26 protein-coding genes are annotated in these 25,283 nt (G+C 37.1%); 14 read left to right on the top strand and 12 right to left on the bottom strand.

Going from position 1 to position 25,283, the window contains the following annotated elements; translation table 11 throughout:
- Positions 1-95 precede the first annotated feature (95 nt).
- The 3 genes from rpsA (at position 96) to FHR28_RS10625 (ending at position 2,630) form a co-directional block, all read left to right on the top strand.
- Complete coding sequence (gene rpsA, locus FHR28_RS10635) at positions 96-1,781, top strand: 30S ribosomal protein S1 (protein WP_016539437.1); 1,686 nt, start codon at positions 96-98, stop codon at positions 1,779-1,781.
- 159 nt (positions 1,782-1,940) lie between these two features.
- Entirely contained in the window at positions 1,941-2,243 is a 303-nt protein-coding gene (locus tag FHR28_RS10630; protein ID WP_004720793.1) for an integration host factor subunit beta, read from the top strand.
- Between the two features lie 21 nt (positions 2,244-2,264).
- Entirely contained in the window at positions 2,265-2,630 is a 366-nt protein-coding gene (locus FHR28_RS10625; RefSeq protein WP_004720791.1) for a lipopolysaccharide assembly protein LapA domain-containing protein, read from the top strand.
- Positions 2,631-2,770: 140 nt separating this feature from the next.
- Here FHR28_RS10625 and FHR28_RS10620 read toward each other — a convergent pair whose 3' ends face one another.
- The 6 genes from FHR28_RS10620 to FHR28_RS10595 all read right to left on the bottom strand — a co-directional run bounded on the left by FHR28_RS10620 (position 2,771) and on the right by FHR28_RS10595 (position 9,787).
- A complete protein-coding gene (locus FHR28_RS10620; protein WP_166782555.1) occupies positions 2,771-3,838 on the bottom strand; it encodes a fimbrial protein in 1,068 nt (355 codons plus the stop codon).
- Positions 3,839-3,853: 15 nt separating this feature from the next.
- Positions 3,854-6,358, bottom strand: coding sequence for a fimbria/pilus outer membrane usher protein (locus tag FHR28_RS10615; RefSeq protein WP_166782554.1), 2,505 nt, complete (start codon positions 6,356-6,358; stop codon positions 3,854-3,856).
- 24 nt (positions 6,359-6,382) lie between these two features.
- Positions 6,383-7,087, bottom strand: coding sequence for a molecular chaperone (locus FHR28_RS10610; RefSeq protein WP_151957119.1), 705 nt, complete (start codon positions 7,085-7,087; stop codon positions 6,383-6,385).
- Positions 7,088-7,174: 87 nt separating this feature from the next.
- The gene (locus FHR28_RS10605; RefSeq protein WP_105712759.1) at positions 7,175-7,711 is read right to left on the bottom strand and encodes a fimbrial protein; all 537 of its coding nucleotides are present in this window, start codon (positions 7,709-7,711) and stop codon (positions 7,175-7,177) included.
- 1,076 nt (positions 7,712-8,787) lie between these two features.
- Positions 8,788-9,123, bottom strand: coding sequence for an AzlD domain-containing protein (locus FHR28_RS10600; RefSeq protein WP_166782553.1), 336 nt, complete (start codon positions 9,121-9,123; stop codon positions 8,788-8,790).
- Between the two features lies 1 nt (position 9,124).
- Positions 9,125-9,787, bottom strand: coding sequence for an AzlC family ABC transporter permease (locus FHR28_RS10595; RefSeq protein WP_105712757.1), 663 nt, complete (start codon positions 9,785-9,787; stop codon positions 9,125-9,127).
- A gap of 116 nt (positions 9,788-9,903) precedes the next feature.
- Between FHR28_RS10595 and FHR28_RS10590 the strand changes: the two genes are divergently transcribed.
- A complete protein-coding gene (locus FHR28_RS10590) occupies positions 9,904-10,452 on the top strand; it encodes a helix-turn-helix domain-containing protein (RefSeq protein WP_166782552.1) in 549 nt (182 codons plus the stop codon).
- A 103-nt stretch (positions 10,453-10,555) separates the two neighbouring features.
- Positions 10,556-11,251, top strand: coding sequence for an orotidine-5'-phosphate decarboxylase (gene pyrF / locus FHR28_RS10585; RefSeq protein ID WP_171527313.1), 696 nt, complete (start codon positions 10,556-10,558; stop codon positions 11,249-11,251).
- Between the two features lie 197 nt (positions 11,252-11,448).
- On the opposite strand, the gene FHR28_RS10580 is transcribed toward pyrF, so the two are convergent.
- Positions 11,449-12,357 carry a lysine exporter LysO family protein gene (locus tag FHR28_RS10580; RefSeq protein WP_166782550.1) on the bottom strand — a complete coding sequence of 303 codons (909 nt, stop codon included), beginning with the start codon at positions 12,355-12,357 and terminating at the stop codon, positions 11,449-11,451.
- An 88-nt stretch (positions 12,358-12,445) separates the two neighbouring features.
- Positions 12,446-13,969 carry a flavin-containing monooxygenase gene (locus FHR28_RS10575; protein ID WP_166782549.1) on the bottom strand — a complete coding sequence of 508 codons (1,524 nt, stop codon included), beginning with the start codon at positions 13,967-13,969 and terminating at the stop codon, positions 12,446-12,448.
- A gap of 154 nt (positions 13,970-14,123) precedes the next feature.
- Between FHR28_RS10575 and FHR28_RS10570 the strand changes: the two genes are divergently transcribed.
- Entirely contained in the window at positions 14,124-15,134 is a 1,011-nt protein-coding gene (locus tag FHR28_RS10570) for an AraC family transcriptional regulator (RefSeq protein WP_004720772.1), read from the top strand.
- 108 nt (positions 15,135-15,242) lie between these two features.
- Positions 15,243-16,391, top strand: a complete 1,149-nt coding sequence (gene zapE / locus FHR28_RS10565; protein WP_004720770.1) for a cell division protein ZapE — start codon at positions 15,243-15,245, stop codon at positions 16,389-16,391.
- Between the two features lie 205 nt (positions 16,392-16,596).
- On the opposite strand, the gene FHR28_RS10560 is transcribed toward zapE, so the two are convergent.
- Positions 16,597-17,949 (bottom strand): TrkH family potassium uptake protein, encoded by a 1,353-nt coding sequence (locus FHR28_RS10560; RefSeq protein WP_004720769.1) that lies wholly within the window; start codon positions 17,947-17,949, stop codon positions 16,597-16,599.
- A gap of 8 nt (positions 17,950-17,957) precedes the next feature.
- Positions 17,958-18,608 carry a potassium channel family protein gene (locus tag FHR28_RS10555; protein ID WP_004720766.1) on the bottom strand — a complete coding sequence of 217 codons (651 nt, stop codon included), beginning with the start codon at positions 18,606-18,608 and terminating at the stop codon, positions 17,958-17,960.
- Between the two features lie 245 nt (positions 18,609-18,853).
- On the opposite strand from FHR28_RS10555, the gene FHR28_RS10550 reads away from it, so the two are divergent.
- Together FHR28_RS10550 and FHR28_RS10545 are read left to right on the top strand one after the other, a co-directional pair.
- Positions 18,854-19,399 carry a hypothetical protein gene (locus FHR28_RS10550; RefSeq protein WP_166782800.1) on the top strand — a complete coding sequence of 182 codons (546 nt, stop codon included), beginning with the start codon at positions 18,854-18,856 and terminating at the stop codon, positions 19,397-19,399.
- A gap of 48 nt (positions 19,400-19,447) precedes the next feature.
- Positions 19,448-19,948, top strand: coding sequence for a hypothetical protein (locus FHR28_RS10545; protein WP_166782548.1), 501 nt, complete (start codon positions 19,448-19,450; stop codon positions 19,946-19,948).
- Positions 19,949-20,030: 82 nt separating this feature from the next.
- Here the strand turns inward: FHR28_RS10545 and ilvA are convergent, their stop codons facing one another.
- The gene (gene ilvA / locus FHR28_RS10540; protein WP_004821288.1) at positions 20,031-21,569 is read right to left on the bottom strand and encodes a threonine ammonia-lyase, biosynthetic; all 1,539 of its coding nucleotides are present in this window, start codon (positions 21,567-21,569) and stop codon (positions 20,031-20,033) included.
- 115 nt (positions 21,570-21,684) lie between these two features.
- Between ilvA and rpiA the strand changes: the two genes are divergently transcribed.
- The 5 genes from rpiA to FHR28_RS10515 all read left to right on the top strand — a co-directional run bounded on the left by rpiA (position 21,685) and on the right by FHR28_RS10515 (position 24,470).
- On the top strand, positions 21,685-22,356 hold the full coding sequence (rpiA, locus tag FHR28_RS10535; protein WP_035372052.1) for a ribose-5-phosphate isomerase RpiA: 672 nt from the start codon (positions 21,685-21,687) through the stop codon (positions 22,354-22,356).
- 96 nt (positions 22,357-22,452) lie between these two features.
- Positions 22,453-23,124 (top strand): M48 family metallopeptidase, encoded by a 672-nt coding sequence (locus tag FHR28_RS10530; protein ID WP_166782547.1) that lies wholly within the window; start codon positions 22,453-22,455, stop codon positions 23,122-23,124.
- 52 nt (positions 23,125-23,176) lie between these two features.
- Positions 23,177-23,533, top strand: a complete 357-nt coding sequence (locus FHR28_RS10525; RefSeq protein ID WP_166782546.1) for a VOC family protein — start codon at positions 23,177-23,179, stop codon at positions 23,531-23,533.
- A 28-nt stretch (positions 23,534-23,561) separates the two neighbouring features.
- Positions 23,562-23,984, top strand: a complete 423-nt coding sequence (locus FHR28_RS10520; protein ID WP_154129752.1) for a bleomycin resistance protein — start codon at positions 23,562-23,564, stop codon at positions 23,982-23,984.
- 54 nt (positions 23,985-24,038) lie between these two features.
- Entirely contained in the window at positions 24,039-24,470 is a 432-nt protein-coding gene (locus FHR28_RS10515; RefSeq protein ID WP_166782545.1) for a GNAT family N-acetyltransferase, read from the top strand.
- Here FHR28_RS10515 and FHR28_RS10510 read toward each other — a convergent pair.
- Entirely contained in the window at positions 24,460-25,281 is an 822-nt protein-coding gene (locus tag FHR28_RS10510; protein WP_166782544.1) for an alpha/beta fold hydrolase, read from the bottom strand. The two genes, FHR28_RS10515 and FHR28_RS10510, sit on opposite strands and share 11 nt — an antisense overlap.
- Between the last annotated feature and the right edge of the window lie 2 nt (positions 25,282-25,283).

The raw sequence follows: 25,283 nt of genomic DNA, 5'->3' as shown, positions 1-25,283 counted from the left end.
CAAAGCATAGCTTGATCAGTTTATACGGACTATGTGGATGGCTTAACTAAACCGGCCTTGTCTGATCCAAGACCGTTGACTTTACTAGGTATATCATGACCGAATCTTTTGCAGCCCTCTTTGAAGAAAGCGAATCAACTCTCAATATCGACAAAGGTGCCGTTATTAAAGGTATCGTTGTTAGCATCGACTCTGACTGGGTTACTGTTGACACTGGCCTTAAATCTGAAGGTGTTGTTGCACGTTCAGAATTCTTAAACGAACAACGCGAACTTGAAGTTCAAGTTGGCGATGAAGTTGATGTTGTTGTTGAAGCGCTTGACAACGGTATGGGTCAAACAGTTTTATCACGTGAAAAAGCGAAACGTGCTGAAACTTGGACTAAACTTGAAAAAATCTTTGAAGACGGCGAAATCGTTACTGGTGTTATTTCTGGTAAGGTTAAAGGCGGTTTCACTGTTGACATCGGTCCAGTTCGTGCATTCTTACCAGGTTCATTGGTAGATACTCGCCCTATTCGTGATACAACTCACCTTGAAGGCAAAGAGTTAGAATTCAAAGTAATCAAACTTGATGCTAAACGTAACAACGTTGTTGTATCTCGTCGTGCTGTAATGGAAGCTGAATCTTCAGCTGACCGTGAAGCGCTTCTTTCTCAATTGGAAGAAGGCCAAACAGTTACTGGTACGATCAAAAATCTTACTGATTACGGTGCATTCGTTGACCTTGGCGGTATTGATGGTCTTCTACATATCACAGATATGGCTTGGAAACGCATCAAACACCCTTCAGAAGTTGTTGAAGTGGGTCAAGAAGTTACTGTTAAAGTACTTAAGTTTGACAAAGAACGTAATCGTGTATCTTTAGGTCTTAAGCAATTAGGCGAAGATCCATGGTTAGCGATCATGAACCGTTATCCTAAAGGTTCTATCGTTAAAGCACGTGTTACAAACTTAACTGACTACGGTTGTTTCGCTGAAATCGCTGAAGGCGTTGAAGGCTTAGTACACGTTTCAGAAATGGATCACACAAACAAAAACATCCACCCATCTAAAGTTGTTCAGATTGGTGATGAAGTTGATGTTATGGTTCTTGAAGTTGATGAAGAACGTCGTCGTATTTCATTGGGTATCAAGCAAACTCGTGCGAACCCATGGGAAGAGTTCTCTAAGTCACACGACAAAGGTGAAAAAGTTTCTGGTACGATCAAGTCTATCACTGACTTCGGTATCTTCATCGGTTTACCTGGCGGTATCGATGGTCTAGTTCACTTGTCTGATATTTCTTGGAACGAACAAGGCGAAGACGCTATTCGTCGTTACAAGAAAGGTGATACAGTTGAAGCAGTTATCTTGTCTGTAGATGCTGAAGGTAACCGTATCAGTCTTGGTATCAAGCAAATGAACAGCGATCCGTTCAATGACTTCTTAGCTGCTAACGAACGCGGTGCGTTGGTTAAAGGTACAGTAACTGCTGTTGATGCTAAAGGCGCAACAATTAAGTTAGCTGACGAAGTTGAAGCTTCTTTGAAAGCGTCTGAAATCAACCGCGATCGCGTTGAAGATGCAACTAAATTCTTAGAAGTTGGTCAAGAAGTTGAAGCTAAAATCATCAATGTAGATCGTAAATCACGTTCTATCAACTTGTCGATTAAAGCGAAAGACGAAGCTGAAGAGAAAGAAGCTGTAGCAAACTTGAAAACAACTACAACTGCGCCTGCAGGTCAAGACAATGGTCCTAAGACTATTGGTGATTTGATCAAAGCACAGATGAACCACTAAGTGATTGTTAAGAAGTATTATTTAATGTAATTAATTAATATTTTTTATTCAAATAGTGTAAAAGGTAGCGTAGTATATGATTACTGCGCTACCTTTTTGTATTTAAAAAGGATATTATCTGGTGTATATCAATTAGCATTAAAATTAATGAGGTCTTAAATGACAACTGAAGCACTTAATAAGTCTGACTTAATAGAAAGAATTGCTCTTAAAAATCCGCATTTAGCAGAGCCATTAGTCGAAGAAGCAGTTAAGATTATGATCGATCAAATGATTGCATCGTTATCTTCAGATGACCGTATTGAAATTCGTGGGTTTGGTAGTTTCGCTTTACATCACCGTGAGCCACGTGTGGGTCGTAATCCTAAAACAGGTAAATCAGTAGAAGTTGCAGCAAAAGCTGTACCTCACTTTAAACCTGGTAAAGCACTCCGTGATGCAGTAAACGAATCTGCTAATTAATAAAATTCGAATGAGGTGAGTATGCGCTATTTCTTAGTTGCATTACTACTGGTAGTCTTTGGTTATGCTTTAGCATTAGTCTTGCAGAATCCAGCTGAACTACCTGTAGATTTATTGTTTACTCAAGTACCAGCAATGCGTTTAGGGTTATTGCTACTATTAACTTTGGTACTCGGGATTGTTCTTGGATTGTTGCTTGGTGTACAGGTTTTCCGTGTATTCCAAAATGCATGGGAAGTTAAGCGTCTTCGTAAAGATATCGATCATCTCCGAAAAGAACAAATACAGACAGCACAATTGGCTGCTGCTGAAGCTGCTGCAAGTGCTCGTCATGAAAAGACGGTATTAGATATTCAACCAGAAAATAAGAATATCAATCCGCTTTAATCATTATGATAAAAAAAGCGCTTTACCATCACTGTAAAGCGCTTTTTTATTTGTACTGATTGTTGATTGTGTCAATTATTCAATACCAGAAACTTTGTTCAATATTATCAAACAAATAAAAGAACATAAGTTCGCTTTTTTTAATCATATACAATATTTAAATAAGCTTGAGATCTGACCAGACCAGGTGTCACTGTATTTGTTGTTCTTACGTAATTGGCTTTAATTACATGTTGAATCAACTGAGAAGTGCCTAAATTGCCAAAGGTCCACTTGTTGGTACTCTTTGATTGGTTTGGATCTAGACTAATTATCGCATTGTTTTTATCACGTAAACGAATCCCTACGCCTGTCGCATAACCAGCACCAACTTGATTTTCTAATATATTTGTCGCATTGGATTGATTTAAGGCATCCGTGGTATAAGCCTTTATTTCGCGACCTGCACCATCATTTAAATTTGCACAATTAATACTGAGGGTTGCTGTATTACTTGAGCTTAATGCAGTTTCATTTCCGACTAAACCCAAGTTTCGTACACTGACGTCAGGTAACGCAATAGTGTAGCTACTTTGACTTAGTGAGCATGTGGATTCAGATATATTCACTGTTGCATTTAAATATACGGGAATTTGTCTATTTGCAGGGATGAGACCATTATCACTTACACGTCTTAAACTGATAGTTGCTATTTGTAGATTAGACACATTAATTGTTGCAGGATAGGAGGTCATTGTTGATGTTCTGGGCAAAACATATAATGTCACTCTCATTTTTACACCATGTGTATCACCACTATAACTATAAATGGCTAATTCAGTGGTATTTAGCGTTTTTAATGTGCCACTTGCAGGTGCATCGCCCATTTCAACTTTAATTCCTAAAGCTGGGTAAGCATTTAAACGCGAAATATTGGCATCATAAGGAATCACATTGGTGGCAAAAACATTCCCAAAAATGGTTCTATTTGTGCCAACAGTACATCCACTATAGACACGGAAAATATCAAAATTTGCTGAAGCAACTTCGCGTGAATAGACATTGGACTGTACCGATGTCCCTTCATATTTATTGATATTCATGGTACTGGCATTCATCGTCGGCATGCTATAACCGCCAGTGAAATTGCTGCCTACACTACAATCTGCAAATGCTGCAAAACTTGCGGGGAGTGTAGATAACATAAATAACAATTTATATTTCAGCATAAAATTACTCCGTGCTTATTTACAGTTTAGGCTAAAGCTTGCAAAAGGGATTTGATTTTTACTTTGTTGCAATATTTCTTTAGAAATATCGAATTGACAAGAATCAGTATTACTCCAATAGACGCTATAGCGTCCAGGATTTATATTTTGCATAAAAATTTGCTGACCTTGTCCTACTGTAGTAACAGCATTACCCAAAGTATCTTTCACTTGAGCACCCATTGGAATGAGCACCTCATTTGCGTTTTTAAGTTCGATTAAGGCTTTTGTGGTTTTTAATGCTTTAAAATCAACCAAAATACTTGCGTTTGATTTGGGTACAACTTGTAATTGGGTTGCATCAACATCGGTATTTAATGGAATTGTATTTGGGTTTAAGTTGATACTATTGTATTGGTAAGGATTTAGATAGGGAATAATCGCATTGCCCCAGCGATCAATTTTAATATTATTTCCATTTGAAAGGCTGGTTCCCTCTAAACCTTTGGCATGAATAATTGCAAAAGTATCATTTAAATCATTGGCTAAGGTGATACCATGCTGATGTGCAACGATAGCACCTTGTGCTTGTAAAGAGTATTGACGTTGTTGGTCAAAGTCAGTTGCATAAGTCGATGCTAAATAAACCGGATTGGTTCGATAACTTAAAGAACTGCTGAAGAGATCTTTATCTTTACTATTTGAATAATTGAAGTTATAGCCGAACTGCTGATTTTCACCTAAATTTCCAAATATGCCGACTTGATTGGTATTGAGTGCATTATTATCTGGATAGACTTCACTACTTAGACGTAAATTACTATTTTTCTTTTTAAACGATAGAGGAATATTCACATTCACGAAGTATTGAGTGTCTTTATCTAATTTGTATTGATCATTTTGAGTATGTTGCATACCGACATAGTAACTGATGCCTTTATAACTATTGCTATAGCTAATTTGATAAAACTTTTGTGTATTGATTTGATGCCAAAATTTATATTGCGAAAAATTGGCTGAAACAGCACCAAACTGATGACCTAAGTTTTGGCTTAGTTGAATATAGTTTGATGACTTGGGACGACCATTAAGCACCAGCGCAGAACTGTTGTTTTGGATATAACGATTCTGCATGGCTTCATCAAAGGAATAATATTGATCATTTCCATAAACAGTACTGTTTAAACTGATATTTGTTTTTGCACCGTTTAGTGCAAGGTTATAGCGCAGCGTAAGCAAAGAACTGTTTAAATTTTGGTTGGATTGGTTAATATCTGCTTTAACATAATTGCTTTCTAGGGCAATACCACCGAGCTTGGTATTTAACGCGGTTCCAAGAATATAAGATTGATAGTGATCACTGACCAGTGCTGAGCTGCTCACTGACATAAAATCATTTAATCCATAATCAAAAGATGCATTGATTAACTTCTCATCATAGGATTTGCTATTTTGACGAAAAGTACCTGCTGCAATTTGATAACGATACTGTTGCGCGCGGATAGACTGAATAAAATTATTATAAGGCAAATCAAAACTGCGGATTTCACCATTTGCTTCAATAATATCTACATTTAATGTGCCACCCGTCCCAGGTGTTTGGAGATCTGTAATGTTAAATGCACCGGCAGGAACAGTGCGTTCCATAATAATTTGTTGATTTTGGCGTACCCGTATTAAAGCATTACTTTTTGCATAACCTGAAATTGTAGGTGCATAACTTTGCAATGAAATCGGAAGCATTCTGTCATCGCTAGCAAGTTGTACCCCACGAATGGCGATACTCGAATTACTATTGATGGTTTTGGTATTGGTATAGAAATCACCAAGGCTAAGCTGAGTTTTTAAACTAGGCAGTACTCGCATAAGCTTGTTTTCATAGCTGGTATATTGGCCTGAATGATTGCTGTCTCCCATACTGGTACTACCAGAATGACGGAATTGCCAATCATCAATATTGATACCAGAATTAATATTCAGAAAACTAGAATCTTGTTTGTTGTCCTGACCATAATCTGAATTATAGTAATTGTAGTAATATTTGAGAAAAGCACTATTTCCACCAGTTTCCCAAAGTGATGGATCTATATAGCCAAATGGTCGCTCATTTAACATTGATTGAGGGCTTGAAACATCCACGCGTTGTTCCGCTATATTCAGCTTCCAGAACACGACATGATTCATTAAGCGTGTATCGATACAGTCACCAGTGACTTTATCTAAATCGATAAGTTTATGATTGAAATCAAGCTGCTTAACAGTACTGCGTGGAATACAATAGCGTTGCTTTTCAGGTGATTCAGGATCATCTGAAATATGCACAATAGAGCGGGTGATATAACGATCATTTAGGTAAATATCGAGGATGTAATCATTTGGCGCGACTTTATCGCTTGAAACAAATTTTTCAAGATCAATTGTTTTAGAATTTTTACCGTATAAAAAACTATTATCGAATTGTGGTGCTTGCGCTATAACATTTTGATTGCATAGATATAGACTTAGCGCCAAAACACTATACCTAAGTGTGAAATGTTTCAAGCACAATTCTCCCAATAATTTAGATTAAAACTGTTTCTCTATTGTCGATAAACTGCCGTAGTCATTGATTAAATAAAGCTGGACGGACTTGGCGTCTGATAAATTTTCGACCTCAATTTGTTGTTTTGAAAATGGTTCTATAAAGCTTAGATTTTTAATTTCGCTTGGCGCACCATTTTTTAAAACCAGATTCGATTTACCAAAATTTAAGTAATAAGGTGTCGGATTATTGATTTGTAGTTGGTTATTTACACGTTGTAATTCAACTTTTTGAAACGCTTGTTGCTGTTCCATTTTGATGCCAGTTGGTCGGTAAAACAGTTTTAAGCGGTTACGAATCGCAAATTGTAAGTAATTTGCTTCAGCTGTTGGCTTGGCTGGGATATCAAGTACGTTGAGCCAAAACAATGTTTCTCGATCAGTAGCAAGTTTTTGTTTTTGATTGAAAATGACACGTAAAGATTGACCTTTAGCAGCTTCAATCGTGGTTATTGGAGGGGTAACAATAAATGGGGCTTGGGTTGTGGTTGGATCTGCAATAATGTCTTTACTGTCCACCCATGATTGTACTAATGCAACTTGATCACCTACATTGGTTAATTGCACAGATACAAATTCTTTATCACTAGGGTAAATTACACGGGTACCTGTAATCACAATACCTGCTTGAGCGGATGTGATCAAAGTACTGAGCATTAACAAGCTAGAAATAAAAATGGTTTTTTTCATCGAAAGACCCTTGGGGAGAGGCAAGTCTGGTTAAGATGTAGAAATTAACGCAGACTTGTTTGAAAACTTACAGATCCAAATTTTTAATTATGGATATACAACATAGTAAGTAGCAGTTGTGCTTACATCACCAGCAGTTGTTGCACCAGTTGCATAGTAACGCGCATAAAAATCAAGATTTGCAGAACCGTTTGCAGTTGCAACATTTGAAGTCACAATGTTTTGGCCTGTACGATCTTTAGTAAGGTCAATTACTGCTTTTGCAGAGTTTAATAATTGAATATTTACATTTGTTGCACCGCCAGTCGTTACGGTATTGTTTAAACGGCCTGCAGTATTAATATTTGCATTGGTGTTGTCATAATAAACACCCACATTACCTACAGGGCATGCTGTTAAATTAATGGTAAATTTAGTGTCGCCATTTGTTGTCGCCGCTGTCGCTAAAGTTGATTTACCTACAGTTGGTAAAACAACAGTATAGTTACCAGCATTACCACCAACTGTACAAGTTTGATCAACGATTTTACCTGTAACTGTTACTGTACCATCTGCAGCTGCAAAAACTGTTGAAGATGCTAAACCTAAGCCAATGATCGCTAAACCCAATTGAATTTTTTTCATAGAATTTCTCTCAATACTGCGTTGATTTGCCCTTTACTGGTACTTTCCTAATAAAGGGGAAGTGTTTAGGAGCTAAACAATAAGGGCTACTATAAATTTTTTCTAAATAAAAACAACGAAAAAAAGAGACAAATATCACATTATTTTTATCTTATAAAAGCAATATAACATTATTTGTTTTAGATTTATTTTTTATTATTTAAATACAAGATTATATTTATAATTAACATGTTTATTTAATTTAAAGCGGATTTGTTTCTGTTTACTAAAAAGTGACAAAAAATGTCACTTTTTGTGAATAACGTCATATTATAGCAAACTATTTTGATCTGCTTATATTAAGTATAAGGTCTTATTTAAGTTTTTCTAAAATACTTTATTATCATGATTAATCAGATATTATTTTTATTTTAATAGACTGCACTGTAATTGAGCATTTTTATCAATAATTTTATAGTGTTGAATTTAAGGATTTTTTTAATATTCATTCAACTTCTTTATAAATTATTTTTAAAAGAATAGATCAAGTTAAAATCGCGCTCATCCTAGGCTGATTTTGAAAGCAGAAGACGTTTTAATGCGACTATACTTCACTTAGTATGACTAAATTTTGATTTAACAAAGAGATTTATTGTTTAGTTGTTATGTAATGTTTGTTTAGTCATAAAGAATATATTTAGAAACAAAGCAAATAGATTTATTAAAAAACGCGAGCTTAAACATGGGTGCATGCAATCAATAAATTAAATAAAAGTATAATTTTTATTTAATTTAATATTCATTTAAGCTTTTACTGGTTTTAATTACTTGAAAAAGAATTTATCTGCTGTAAGGATAAAGATAAATAGAAGGCAGTGTTTTGAAAATTTTTATTTGGTGGAGTAAGTGAAGTGCTTCAAAATGATCAATATAAAATGAATTTTAAGCGCTTTATGATTGATTAAGTATTCATAAAAATAAGCATAGAGATTAAAACATTATCTTCAATCAAAAATTAAGCACACGTAGTCACTTGCATTATGCTGTTAAAAAAGCGCTTTGATTGTTGTAAAACGCTTTTTTAAGCTTTAACAGTTCTATTGGGCTAACCAGAAAAATTCTGCCAAGCGGAATATTGTGGTGACCAGCATTGCGATCACAATCGTCGTGATAAGTGAGTGGTTTTTCCAAATCAGAAATAAGCCTACCAATACCCCCATGATTTTGCCTAAGTCTACCCAATCCGCACCTTCAAAAAAAGTGCTGAGAATCGCAATAGAAAACAGTAAAGTTGTTGCGGCATCATTAAAAAGTTGCTCGCGTTGTTGAGTGATCGTAAAATATTGGCCGAGTGAAAGTCCTGCATATCGGATCAGATAAGTCCCCATCGCCAGCAGCATGATCCCGATTAAAATGATAAATTGCTGATGCATGTTATTTTCTTCCTACAAGCAAGCCAAATAATGACATGAGTATTGGAATCCCTAAGGGGAGAAATGGAAAAGTAGCGAGGCTGATGACTGCACCAGTCATTGCCGATTTTCGAGCAGATTTTCTTTTTAATGCTTTAAAGGTAAGTGCAAACAATACGACAGGAAAAATCGTATCGATACCCAGTAATTTTGCATAAGCTAAATGACTTCCCAATATATAACCGCTTAAAACGCCTATCGGCCAAGCAAATAAAATTCCGACACCGCACAGCCAATAAGCACTCAGTTTTAGTTCATTTGAAGATTGGCTTAAACCAAATAAAACACTTTCATCATTCATAATATGTGTAGCAAAATATTTTAATTTATTTTTTTCTATAAAATGGGTAATCGCTAAACCAAAAGGCAGATGTCGTAAATTAATCAGTAATCCGACAATCGCAGCTGTAATCGGACTGCTTCCAGTAGCAATCATGCCAATGAAAGTAAACTCGGCAGCACCAGCCAAGACACAGATTGAAAGTAGTAAAGGTATCCAGATCGGCAGTTGATAATTGACTGCAAGCGTACCTAATGAAATCCCGATCAATGCGGTTGCGATGCAGAGAATCATGATTGATTTTATCAGGGGCTTGGGTAAATTTTTTATTTCTTTATACTTCATTGAGATGAGCCTTGCTTGGGGTAATAAGATCGTTCGATAAAATGAACGATCATTTGTTATAATAGTTTTATTGTTGTTGTTCGTCAAATCGAACGATCGTATTTTCTGGAAGGGTAATGTCTATACCAATTGAAATCATTGCAAATAATCTGCAAAAAGAAAGAAAAAGTGCTGCATTATCTTTGGGAGAAGTTGCTCGACGTGCAGGCATTGCGAAATCCACACTTTCACAACTTGAATCTGGGCAGGGCAATCCGAGTCTAGAAACTTTATGGGCACTTTGCGTGGCTTTAAATATTCCTTTTGCCAAACTTATGGAAGCACAAGCTCAAGCCACACAAGTAATTCGTTATGGCGAAGGTGCTTCAGTTGTTTCTGAAATATCAAATTATCAGGCTGTTTTGTTGGCGACATGCCCACCCAATGCACGACGAGACGTGTATATCCTTACAACTCAACCGGGTGAGCCGCGTTGCAGTAAACCGCATCCTATTGGCAGTGTGGAGCATATTATTATTATGCAGGGCTCTGCTAAAGTCGGTTTATTAGACAGTGCTGAGTTACTTCAAGCAGGAGACTATATTTCCTATCCAGCAGATCAAGCACATATTTTTGAAGCACTGGAGCAAGACACATGTGCAATTTTGATTTCAGAGCAGAGATAAATCATAAGCAAGATGTAAGAATAGTTGATTGTTTTGTGATGAAGTCGATTTTCTGGCTTTGTACATGGCGTGAATCACTTTATAATGAGCGCAAATTTATGTGATGGAACTGAGATTCGTGAGTATTATTGTTGCCTTAGATGCAAAAAGCCAATATGACGCCCTAGCAATTGCTGATCAGCTTGACCCATCACTATGTCGTTTAAAAGTCGGTAAAGAACTATTTACCCATGAAGGCCCTCTGGTTGTGAAAGCACTACATGATAAGGGCTTTGAAGTATTCCTCGATTTAAAATTTCATGATATTCCTAACACAACTGCGCAGGCAGTTTGTGCTGCGGCCGATTTGGGCGTATGGATGGTCAATGTCCATGCCTCAGGTGGGCGTAAAATGATGGAAACTTGTGTAGAACGCTTAAAAGCAGGTAACTATAAAACCCAATTGATTGCGGTTACTGTACTTACTTCAATGGAACGTGAAGACTTGCGTGAAATTGGTTTAGACATTGAGCCATTTGAACAAGTGAAACGTCTGGCTAACTTGACTCAACAGAGTGGTCTAGATGGCGTGGTATGCTCGGCTCAGGAAGCCAAGATGTTACGTCAGGAGTTAGGTGCTGAATTTGCTTTGGTAACACCAGGGATTCGTCCGGCTGGTGCAAATGCAGATGATCAAAAGCGTATTGTAACGCCTAAGCAGGCCATGCTTGATGGTTCTACTCATTTAGTAATTGGTCGTCCAATTACTCAATCAGAGCATCCAAGTAAAACCCTGCAAGATATTTTAGCTACCCTATAAAAATAAACCCTCTTTTTCAGTTGATCAAGAGGGTGATTTCTTTGATTTATATAATAAAAATTGATGTATATACACTGTAGTGTACCTGCGCTACTAGATCTTTTCTTCAATAGTTTAAATAATCTTTTATATTCCAATGATTCTATTGAACAGTATTACTATCTCGTCAGATAAAGCACGATATTCAGAACTTAATTTTAAAGTGCAGCCAGAACACTTACCGCAATTGGCGCCAATACCGACAGAACAAAACCACTGACCATAGCATGTGGAATATAATCATTGCCGCAAGCTTGTTTCACCATGGGTAAGGTGACGTCCATTGCGGTTGCACCAGCAGAAGAAATTGCTGAACGTGGATAACGCCATCCAATCATATACATAAATAAAATGGCAAAAATCTCCCTAAATAAATCGTTCATTAACGCAATACTTCCCAGATGGGCATTCTTTAATTCAGTCACCACAATCCCTGTCATCGAATAGAAGCCGTAACCTTGCGATAGCATGATTAAATCTTTCATACTGATATCTTGAATCAAAAAAAATGCCGCAACAGCACCCAATAGTGAGCCAATCACGCAGGCAATCGGTACCAGCATAATTTTCCAGTTTAACCAAGAACGATCCAGTGGCGAGTAAGCCAGATCCAAGCCGATCAGTAACATGTAAACTAAAAGTAAATTCCATGTGCTGACATGTAGAGGAACATGAAAAAGGTGGGCTAACTCTGTTAAGCCATAACCTACAGCCAGGGCAATAAATGCATAGCTGATGTTGAGTAATGAACCCATCAATAATTCAGCAGAAACTTTACCTTGTGATGGTTTATAGCCAATCGCTGTAAATACCAGATAACAACAGAAAAATGCACCCAATGATGTGGTGAATGCAATCGTGATTGAACTGGTGAGAATCTGTGCAGGGCTGGCAATGTTATGAATTGTTTGAGAAAACTCCATTGCAATCGCAATTAAAAGAATATAGGTAAAATAAGGCAGTATTTTAAAAGCTATTTTTTCAATGGATTGTGGAATTCTGCGGGCTAAAATAAACCCTAAACATAAACAAAATAAAAGTTGGAAAATAAGCCAAAGTGATTGCATGAAAAAATAGATAGGCAATGGATACCTATCTATTATAGTCGAAGCGCAGAAAAGCGGTTGAAAATTTATAGAAGAATATCAACCAAGTTTATGCAGCTTTTGATTTTTGTTTTGCGCTTTGCTCACGGCCTAATAAGCGGAAATCTGCTGGGTTTACTTTGCGAGTGCTGAGCCAAAATTTCCAGGTATAGGTTGGCCATAATGCAAAGTTTTTACCGCCATCTTGTTGGTACCAACTGACACAGCCAGATTGCCATACCGTACCTTCAAGCTGTTTTTGTACATTTTCATTAAATTGATCTTGTACTTCAGCTTTTACCGTCACTGCTTGCGTCTGTGTTTTTGCAACCATTTGAATCAATTGCAAAATATAATTCACTTGAGATTCAATCATGAAAATTACAGAGTTATGACCCAGTACGGTATTCGGACCAAGCAATTGAAATAGATTAGGAAAACCTTTAGTACTGATCCCATAAAAACTTTCTGCACCATCTTTCCATGCCGTTTTTAATTCAACACCGTGTTCACCATAGCAATCAAATGATTTTAAATAGATCCGTGGGTCTGTAATAAAACCAGTACCATAAATTAAACAATCTATTTGACGTTCTTTGCCATCCTTGGTGATGATGCTATTTTCTGTAATTTCCTGAATTCCATCGGTGATTAATTCAACATTTTTACGATTAAATGTTGGAAAGTATTTGTTGGAAATCAGGATACGCTTACAGCCCATAATATAGTCAGGGGTCAGTTTTTTGGCGATTTCTTTGTCTTTGACTTGGAATTTTATATAAGCTTCCGCAAGTTTCTGACCATATTTCATGATTTGTGGTTTTACAATGGGGACGACACGTGATTCATTTGACCAGTACAAACGAGCACGGTGTAATTTTCTAAACCATTCAAAGCGACTAAATAGATTTTTATCAAGCGCATTATAGGCACGTTCATCACGAGGAATCACCCAAGCAGGGGTTCTTTGAAATACATAAAGATTTTGAACTTTTGCAGCAATTTCAGGAATATATTGAATTGCACTACCCCCAGTACCAATGGATGCTACATTTTTTTGATTTAAATTATAGTCATGTTTCCAGTGAGAAGAATGGAAAACTTCACCTTTGAATTTTTCAATCCCTTTAATTTTAGGAATCTGTGCTACATGTAATGGCCCCGATGCAAAAATAACAAATTGAGCCTCAATTTTTTGTCCACTTTTTAGTGTTAAATGCCAATTGAAATTGTGCTCATCATAACGTGTAGAGACCACTTCTTGATTAAATTGGATGTATTTCTTTAAATTGAATTGCTGAATTAAATCTTGAATATAGTCAAAAATCTCAGGCGCTTCGGCATAACGTTTTGACCAATCTGTTTTTGGTGCAAATGAAAGCGAGTACATATGTGATTGAACATCACAAGCCGCACCTGGGTACTGGTTCTCACGCCATGTACCACCAACATCATCTGCTTTTTCTAAAATGATAAAATCATGAATATTGGCTTGCAATAGGCGGATTGCCATGGCTAAACCACCAAACCCAGATCCAATAATTGCAACTTGCGTTGATTGGGGTTTTGCTTCAGTCGTAGGGGCTGTACTCATTTTTGTTCGCTCTGACTTTTCCAGTTTTGCATAGAATATCGGAAATGCAGTGCTGGAAATATGATTGCACTGACACAAAAATTGATATATTCGGCAATTTGCAAAAAACCATCTTTGTAGTACAAAGTTTGGGTAGAAATCAAATGATGATCCAATGAAACGCTCGATTCTCGGTTTAATGTATTTAATTCATGGTATGCGTAATGCTGGAATCGATGTAGATTCACGACTTGCTAGTATTGGGATCAAAGCAGATGCACTTGATCCCAGTTCAATCATTCACCCCAGCTTAGAGTGGGATATACAAAAAGTGATTGGGCAGGGTGTACAGCCAGAAACAGGCTTGTTTATCGGTCAGCATTATTCTTTGGCGGGTTATGGTCCGCTGCTTATGCTCTTGGTGACATGCAGTAATGTTGGTGATGCGATTCAAAATGGTGTGCATTATCAGGGTTTAACCTATTTATACGGTGTCTTAGGGCTTGAGAAAGGCGATCATCAAGTCGCATTAACCTATAAGCCTGTAGATTTAGAAACAGAAATGGGTTTGTTGAGAGCGCAATGTGAAATCTCTGGAACTTATAAATTTCTGGATGATATTTATAAAATGATGGGACTTACAGCGCCCAGCGTGAGAATCGAGTTACCCTTTCAGCAGCCTCAGGATTTAAGTGTATTAAAGCAATATCATGATTATTATGGTTCAGATTTACATTTTAATTGTGAAAAAGCCGCTTTTTGGATCAATGAAGATGTGATGCAACTGCCGATTCCATCCGCAGATCCGATTACACATCGGGTTTACGAAGCCAAGTGTATTGCTGAAATTGAGCGATTAAATGCCGAAGAACAGAAAATTGCGCCGTTGATTCAACGGGTAAATGATTATTTGGAATTACAGCAAGGGATTATTCCGTCGATGGCTGAAGTTGCACAGGCGTTGAATGTGCCTGAAAGAACCTTACGCCATCAGTTGCAGCAATTAAATACCAGTTATAAACAAATTCGGGAACAGCTGATTAAGCACAAAGCTTTGCGATTGATTGAATATAAGGAATATTCAATTGAGGTGATTGCGGAATTACTCGGCTACTCAGAACCCGCTGCATTTAATCATGCTTTTAAACGTTGGTTTGGGCAAAGCCCGCGCCAATATGGTAAATAAACAGGTAGTGCTGATATGAGATATAGAGTTAGAATTATCCCAAAGTTTTATTTATCAAAAATGAATATTCGATATACTTCCTTTAGCCTTTAAAAGTAACAAAATGATATGTTAGATCAGAATACAACTTCAACAGCATTTACTCCCGTATCACCCGCTGAGCGTTATGCAAAAGCATTGTCATCTGGACAGTTTTTACCAGATGATGCTCAGGCTCAAGCAGTACATGAGTTGGAGCGGGTATGGCAAGAATTGATCAATCGTTATAAAGCATCGAAGAAAGCTTTTCGTCGTTTCCGTCGTCAAACTGCACCGAGAGGTGTATATATGTGGGGCGGTGTAGGGCGTGGAAAGACATGGCTCATGGATCAATTTTACGATTCGATTCCTTTTCGCCGTAAAACCCGTATGCATTTCCATCATTTTATGCAATTTGTGCATAAAGAGTTAAATAAGCTTTCTGGACAGCGTAATCCTTTAGATATTGTTGCAGATCAAATTTATAAAGAAGCTGTGGTGATTTGTTTTGATGAGTTCTTTGTATCGAATGTAACTGATGCAATGATTCTCAGTGATTTATTCCAAAAATTATTTACCCGTGGCATTACCTTGATTGCCACATCAAATATTGCCCCAGATGGTTTATATAAAAATGGAATCCATCGTGATCGTTTTATTCCAACGATTGAAATGGTAAAAAAACATTGTGTGGTATTGAATGTTGATGCGGGTGTTGACTATCGTTTACGGGTATTAAAACAAGCGCAATTGTTTAAATCGCCACTGACAGATGACAATAAAGTCTGGATGGCAAAGCGTTTTAATGCATTAACCACATCGCAAACAGTGTCAGAAGAACCAATTACGATTAATAACCGTGTTGTTGAAACTTTAGGCCATACAGAAGATGTATTGTGGTGTGAGTTTAGAGAACTCTGTATGAAACCGCGTAGCCCATCGGACTTTATTGAAATTGCCAATATCTATAATACTGTTTTGGTGAGCAATGTTCCGCACTTAACTGATTTGCTGTCAGAAGGTACACGTCGTTTTATTTATTTGGTAGATGAGTTCTATGACCGTGGAGTAAAACTGTTATTGACATCTCAAGACTCGATTATTGAGATTTATGACGGAGAGAAGCTGGCTTTCGAAATTGAACGTACACGTTCTCGTTTACTCGAAATGCAGTCAGATGAATATCTACAGTCAGAGCATCGTTTGATTAAAGGCAATAGTGAGTTAGAAGTAGAATAATCATCCTTAGAAAGATGTAAAAAAGCGATCTTATCATTGATAAGATCGCTTTTTTTATGAGGGGATACTGTCATCAGTATGCATTTTGCAAGGACTGTGTGAGCAAACTATTTAAGGGTGTTCATCCTATTCTAAATACACACGATAAGATTAAAATGATCCCACAAAGCTGCTTAAGTCGTATTCGTCTGATGACTAAAAACAATTAACCCACCTGAATTTCAGTATTAGGATGACGAACACGACTTTTATTCGGTGTAGCAATCAAATAAGCCAGTGTTAGTGGTCCTAAGCGTCCAGCAAACATTAGACAAATTAAAGCGATTTGGCTGCCAGCATGTAAATTTTCAGTGATTCCGCGTGATAAGCCGACAGTACAAGCCGCAGAAACGGCTTCAAATAATAGGTCTAAAAACTTTTTATCAGGCTCAAGGATCAGTAGGGTAAAAAAGCCAATCAGGATCAGCAGTGAAGTAATTGAAATGACCGCCATTGCCTTAAAGGTCGCCTGATGAGAAACAGAATGCCCAAAAATGGTAATCTCATCTGAACGTTTTAAGAAAGTAATGACACTTAAAATCATGATAATAAATGTGCCAACTTTAATTCCACCAGCGGTACTTAAAGAACCGCCACCAATAAACATCAATACCATGGTAATTAAGGTCGATGCATTGGTCATACTGCTGACTTCCAAGCTGTTAAAACCTGATGAACGAGGTACGGTAGCATGGAACCACGCGTTTAAAGCTTGGTCACCAACAGACATTGGAGCCAATGTTAAAGGATTGGATGCTTCGATTGCCCAAATAACAATAAAGGCAAAAAGGTTTAAGCCCGCAATTGTAGACAGAATTAACTTACTATTGGTGGAGAGTTTCTTCCAACGCTTGGCTCTTTTAATATCCATCAACACAACAAAACCAATCCCACCGATGATATACAGCATACTGATGGTAAATGTCACCATATACTGGTCAGAGAAGCTCATTAAGCTATTGGGAAATAAAGAAAATCCACCATTGTTAAAAGCAGAGATACTATAAAACAGCGCGTAGAAAAATGCATGTTCTAGGTCGTAGTGATGTGACCATGCCATGGTTAGAATCCCTGTACCAATCGCTTCAAAGAACAATGAGTAAAGAAAAACCCCTTTTACTGTAAAGGTCGCTTTGGCCAAGCTGGTTTGACCAATGGTTTCTTGTGCCATGACTTGCTGCCGAATACCAACTTTTGAGGAAAGACTCAAAGCAGCTAAGATCGCAAACGTCATAAAACCTAAGCCACCGCATTGGATCAGTATCATCACCACAACTTGACCGAAGGTGGTTAAGGAGTCTCCAATGTTAACGACAGACAGCCCAGTGATGGTTACAGCAGACGTGGCAGTAAACAGGGCCTCTAGCCATGTCAAATTGCCTTGATTAGCAAAGGGAAGTTTAAGTAACAATGTTCCGATGATAATAAAGCTTAAAAAACCTAAAGCAAGTAAGCTCGGTGGGCTGAGATTAATACTATTGTGTTTTTTGTTGATTAGTTCTTTTTTAGATAAACGCATAGTTATGACTATAAGAAACGAATCGAAAATTGTCTTAACATTTCTACAGGTCCTTCAAGGATTAAAATATCCTTTTCCTGTAAAATCGTCCCCGGTGCAATATCATACAGTACATGCGAACCGCGTTGTAATAACAAGGTTGTAAGTTCGGGGGTATTTTCCATGACCGTTTGAAATTGCGCGCCTTGTAAATTTGCACCTATTTCAATTTTGACGATATAGCGATCATTATTTAACGCCATATAACGTCTCACCATTGGATAACTGAGTGATTGTGCAACACGAATCCCCATGTCTTCTTCAGGGTGAATGATTTTTGTAATGCCTAAATGAGACAAAATCATATGATGTGATTTAGATTTGGCTTTTACAAAGATTTTTTCGATACCCAAATTTTTTAAATGCAGTACGCATAGAATACTGGCTTCAATATCTTCACCAATGGCAACCACCACGGCATCACAATTTTTGATATTCAGTTCATCTAACACATGTTCATCGGTAGCATCTGCAATAACTGCATGACTGATTTTATCTGCAATGTTTTCTACATTTTTCTTTAATGTATCAATACCTATTACATCGTGATTTAAGTTGGTGAGTTCTAGTGCAACTGCTTCACCAAAACTGCCTAAACCGATGACAGCGAATTGCGCCATTCTACAAAGTCCTTATCCCGACACTGATTTTGTGTTGGTATGATCATATTCAATTTTTATATATTTTATCTTTAAAGTATTGCAACGCCAATCTACAAACTGAGAATAAAAAGCGATAAATGTAAATAAAACCAGATTTATGTCATAAAAACTTAAAATTGATCCGATATCATTGCTTTGAAATTTCAAAATGCAAAGCCAAGATTGGGCTTTCGATCCAAGAATAAAAAATGGATGATAAAAAAATGGACGATAAGAAAATTTTTAAAATTCTCCAACATTGGTTCCCAGCGTTGGAGCAAAGAGATATTCCTAAAAAGAAACATCGTAAACGTTTTGTGGAGTTTCTCAATTGGATCGAAGCTGAAAAGTTTGGTGGGCGATTTCGTGGATATTTAATGAAAATTGATCGTATGCAATTTCATGAAAATGAGATTGAGAGTTGTGCGGTTTTTCATGAATATGCAGTAGATAGCTTGGGAATTCAAACTCAAATTCGTGAAAGAGCGAAGCCTTTATTTGATCATTATGAAGTACACAAAGATGTTATTGGACGCTATTACAATGTTCAAGATCAAGTTTATGATGTTGTATTCGAGGAGATATTAAAACAAGCCAGACAACATGATCATGAACTGTTGCTGATTTATGCTGAAGATTATTATTGGTTGATCGTACCAAATCATGAATATAAAATTGAAAAATTCTGCAAGTGTTTTAATAAACAATTTCACGATGAAGATGTCAGTATAGAACATTATGCATTATTTGATTGCTCAAGATCGACTTAGTTTTTTGCAATTAATTCAACATATTGATAATAAAATAGAGAGATATCCATGTCACAGAAAATATATTCATTGCTTCAACATTTAATTCCAGAGCTAAATGCACAAAAAATTCCTCAAGATACTAAATTTTATAGTTTTAGTGAATGGCTGAATCAACAGCATGATTTCCTGCATTATATTGAATTAAAAGAATATTATGACAATGGAGTTGAAGATGATTTCTACTTTAACCAGCACAATATTGATACTGAGCAATTGCAAAATGAGATTGAAGTTGCAATAGCTGAAATATTTGATCAATACGATGAAGAAGATGATGAGGTCTCATTTGATGATCAAATGGACGCAATGCAACAAACAGAAGAAATCATTTTCGATAAAATTAAACAGGTTGCAAATCAGTATCAGCTTTCTTTATTGGTTATATATCGTGAAAATCCGTATTGGATGCTTGTACCTACACAAGATGAGCAACAATTAAATCAAATTGTGGATGCTTTTAATGACGCATTTAATGATGATGGTGATTTAAATATGGCGGTTTATTAAGTTAACTTTTTCGAATTGTTCTGATTTTATAAAAAAATAGCCCATAAAAAATTTATAGGCTATTTCAATTTTGAAGCTATTTCTATTTTAAGAAACGTTGATAACCTAAGTTATTGGTAATTTCTTGATATGGGTAATTGATATTTTCCAAAGTCTCAATCAGTCCATCTGGATTCTGTACCGCATCTTCTGCATCTAAGCCAACCAAAACACGTCCTTCTGCTGCACCGTGATTACGATAATGGAATAGGCTAATGTTATGGGTTGGACCAAGGCGCTCCAAGAATGTTAATAAAGCGCCTGGGCGTTCTGGAAACTCAACACGGAACAAACGTTCATTGGCAATATCGGCATGACCCCCAATCAAATAACGGATATGCAATTTTGCAACTTCATCATCCGATAAATCATCGACATCATAATGTAATTTCATGGCTTCATAGATGTCATGACGTTCTTTTTCACCAGCCTTTAAGCTAATACCGACAAAGACTTGAGCTGCAGATGCGTCACTGGCACGGTAGTTAAACTCAGTGATATTACGGCCTTGCAAAGCACGACAGAAATTCAGGAAAGAACCTTTTTCTTCTGGAATGGTCACTGCAAAAATGGCTTCTTTACGTTCACCGAGTTCGGTACGTTCAGCAATATAACGTAAACGGTCAAAGTTCATGTTAGCACCGCAAACAATTGACACCATGTTTTTGCCTTCAAGACCATGTGCAGCGACGTACTTTTTGATACCTGCAAGTGCCATAGCACCTGATGGTTCAACAATACTACGACATTCATCATAAGTGTCTTTGATTGCCGTACAGATTTCATCTGTATTGACCAGTACCACATCACGTTCAACAATTGGACCTGAGTTATCAGATTTTTGTAGTTGAATCACTTCAAATGGCTTTTCACCGATTTGAGCAACAGCTGTACCATCTGCAAATAATCCTACAGAAGGGAGTATTACACGTTGATTGGCTTCAAATGCTGCTTTTAAACATGCAGATTCATCATATTCGACAGGAATAACTTTGACATGCGGGGCAACATCACCAAGATATGCCGCTACACCTGCAATTAAACCACCACCGCCCACAGCAACAAATACGTATTCAACATCACGCCATTGACGCAATATTTCATTGGCAATTGTACCTTGGCCGGCCATAACCAGTTCATCATCATAAGGCGGAATAAAGGTTAAACCTTCGTCATTTGCACGTTGAATGGCATATTTGTTAGCAACATCAAATGAGTCGCCGTGAAGCACAACATCACCACCCAAACGTTTTACTGCTTGAACTTTAATATCAGGGGTGGTTTTTGGCATCACAATAATGGCGCGAATACCTAACTTTTGACCAGATAAAGCCACGCCCTGAGCATGGTTACCTGCTGAAGCAGTAATAACGCCACGTTCCAACTGAGATTTCGGTAATTGACTAATACGGTTATACGCACCGCGTAGTTTGAAGGAAAAGACAGGTTGTAAATCTTCGCGTTTAAAGCGAATGTTATTGTTTAGTTTTTCACTAATTCGTGGCGCTGCTTCGAGTGGGGTTTCGATTGCAACGTCATACACCGTTGCCTGTAATATTTGTCGAACCAAACGAGACAGCATGTTAATTTTCCATCTAACAGTTTAAAATGAGCGCTCATTGTAACAAACCGTTGTACCTTTGCGTTTTAAAATTATGCAAAATGTGCAGGAAATTGAAATTTTATTGAGAGATGTCATGAGCCTTTATGCAACCCAGGACGAGAAAAAACAAGCTGCAGCCCAAGCCGCTTTAAAACACTTACCAAGAGGGGGCATTTTGGGAGTCGGTACTGGTAGTACAGTGAACTTCTTAATTGAATTATTACCTCAGTTACAACTTGAAGCAGCCGTAGCCAGTTCAGAAGCAACAGCTCAACGTCTTAAGAAATTAGGCATTGAAGTGGTTGATATGAACCATGTTGGTGGTTTAGATGCTTATGTAGATGGTGCTGATGAAATTGACCGTCATTTACATATGATTAAAGGCGGTGGTGCTGCACTCACACGTGAAAAAATCGTGGCATCTATTGCGAAAAAGTTTGTATGTATTGTTGATGACTCGAAATGGGTCGATCAATTAGGCCGTGAATTTCCATTGCCTATCGAAGTGATTCCTATGGCACGTTCAGCCGTTGCACGTAAAATCGTATCTTTAGGCGGTGACCCAGTTTATCGTGAAGGTGTGGTAACGGATAACGGTAATGTCATTCTAGATGTCTATAACTTAAATATTTTGAATGCATTAGAGGTCGAAAAAACTATTAACGATATTCCTGGTGTGGTGTGTAATGGTATTTTTGCGATCAATAAAGCTGATGTTGCTGTAGTTGCCACCAATCATGGTATTGAAGAGCGTACCGCAGGATAAGAAAAATTTCCCCTAACTTCTGCTTGAGTAAAGACAAGGCTTTTCCTTGCTTTGTAAAGAAAGGTTGGGGGAGATTCTAAAAATAAGCGTATTAAGATGGCAAATCTTCCTGAAATAAAAATCACACATCATGCACGGGCAACACGCTTACGTTTACGTGTTGAACCGACGCAGATTCGCTTAACTGTGCCTAAGTATTGTACCCAACGTCAAATTCAGCATTTTTTACACGAGTCTGAACAATGGATGATTGAGACATGGCATAAACAGCAGGAAAAAATACAGCAGGTTGATCAGATATTACCGACAAGCTTGCAACTGTTTAATTTAAAACTGCCCCTAGAAATTATTTATAAAACTCAAAAAAATAACTATATTTTAGATGAGCAAAAGCATCAGTTATTTGTCAGCGAGCGTCAGCCGGAAAGCTATTTAAAAGCTTTTGTGATTGCTTATGCAAAGCATTATTTACCAATCTATTTAAAGCAAGTCAGTGATGAAACCCGTTTAAAATTTGGGCAGTGTGCTGTTCGACACCCGAAAACGCGTTGGGGAAGTTGTACAGCCCGTCATGATATTATGCTCAATAGTGCCTTGGTTTTATGTGATCAACACATTACCCGTTATGTCTGTGTACATGAATTGGCACATACCAAACATTTTGATCATAGCGCTGCTTTTTGGTCTGAAGTTGAAAAGCATGATCAACACTATCAGCAGCATCGTAAAGTTTTAAAAAGTAGTGTAATGCCTTGGTGGTGGGCGTAATAAAATAAGTAAATTTCTAGATTGCATTAAAACAAAAAATGAGGAAAAGCGTATGACTGTAAAAAGAATCATAAGTAATATTAAAGCCTTAGATTTATCCAGTGCCCAAGCTTTTTACGGTGATTTTTTAGCGATGGATTTGGTGATGGATCATGGCTGGATCAAAACATTTGCCAGTCAAGAAATCATGCATCCACAAATCAGTATTGCTTCGGAAGGTGGAAATAATACAGATGTACCCGATTTTTCAATCGAAGTCGACAATGTGGATGAACTTTATGAAAAAGCCAAAAAATTAGATTTAGACATTCTCTATCCGTTAACCAATGAAGACTGGGGTGTTAGGCGATTCTATGTCAAAGATCCATTTGGAAAGGTTGTAAATGTTTTACAACATATTGAATATTAAAAATTAATGAATTAAGTAGGATTTTTAAATGCAGTGGAATAAATTGGTTCCAGAATTGATCGTCACCGATTTGAAGAGAAGTTATCAGTTTTGGGTGGAAATACTGGGTTTTTCTGTAATGTATCAACGAACTGAAGAAAAATTTATCTATGTGGAACTTGATGGTGTTCAATTTATGTTGGAGCAACAACAACAAGGGCAATGGTTAACAGGAGTATTGGCCTACCCATTGGGAAGAGGGATTAACTTTCAGTTCGAAGTAGACCAACTCGACAGTATTTTAAATCGTTTGGATGTCGCACAATGGCCGCTGTTTGCAGCGTTAGAAGAACGTTGGTACCGTGCAGAAACTATAGAGCATGGACAAAAGCAATTTTTGGTTCAAGATCCAGATGGTTATTTATTACGAATTGTTGAGGTGATTGGGGAAAGAGCAATAACACTAGATTAAATAAGGCTGGCTTAAATAAGCTAAGGTTATAGGGACTTTAATGGAGGTACAGCAATGCACATCAGATCTTTTCAAAATCATGACCGAGCACCATTGAGTGAACTTTTTTTAAATACCAGAGAATTAAGTTGGCCGTGGTTGGATTCTTCGAAATGGGAGCTGAGTGATTTTGAAAAATATACCGAAAATGAAATGATTTTAGTGGCTGAAAAAGACCAAGAATATTTGGGATTTGCATCTATTTACCTGCAAGAGAACTTTTTACATCATCTATTTATTGCCCCAAATGCTCAAAATCAGGGTGTAGGGACAGCATTGCTACACGCAGCAGAACAACTGTTTACGGGTACAGGCTATCTCAAATGTTTATCTGAAAATAAACAAGCTTTGTCTTTTTATTTAGATTATGGCTGGGAAGCAATCAGCACTGGAGAAAGTGAAGAAGGTGGATATATATTGATGTCAAAAGCAAAACTTATTCAGTAAAACTATTGACCCATTCTATAATTATTTCGACGACTTCATCAGGCTGTTTAATCCATGCACTATGTTGATTGCCTTTAGTTTTATGGGTCAAATCCAGCGTGTTTATTTGTGGGTTTTTAAAATAACCACTTAGGGCAAGCATTGAAGACATTGGTGCAAAATCATCGCCATTTAAATAGACAAATAAGGCAGCGTTATTCACCACGTTTTCTTGACCAATAATATGTGCATAATTTCCTGTAAAGATAACTTTAGACCAATCACGCATTAAGGATTTTGTCTCTTTATTCCCAAAAGCAATTTTATAGCCTGCAAAATAACCATCTTTTAAAATCATGGCATTGATTACCGTGACTGCTTTTAAAATATTGATTTTACCTTTTAAGTCCCAATTTTTTAAACCGATATTGCCTGTGGCAACACCAATGACTTTATTTGCATGATTTTGTGCATAAAGTGTTGCTAAATGTCCACCTAAACTATGTCCAAATAAGATTGGAACTTGTTGGTTCAGTTCTAAGGCCAGCTTTTCCAGTTGAGGAATAAAGTCATTGAGTAAATCAGCATAACCATAATCAATCTTTGCTGAAACAGGCGGAGTATTACGCCCACAATGAGGATAATCAGCCACAATAACATTCAAGCCACTTTGGCTTAAAGCGGTAATGAGCACCTCGTATTTATTGATTGCTATGCCAAGCGCAGCCAGCAAAATAACACTATGGCTGTTTTCAGGGTTGGAATAAATATCGACTACAATTGGATATTGCCCAAAATCAATATTCTTTTGGGTGAAAGATGTATTTTTCATGA

The organism is Acinetobacter sp. BIGb0196, from assembly GCF_011759595.1.
Classification (GTDB): Bacteria; Pseudomonadota; Gammaproteobacteria; order Pseudomonadales; family Moraxellaceae; genus Acinetobacter; species Acinetobacter guillouiae.
This window is presented reverse-complemented; position numbering and strand designations above follow the sequence as displayed.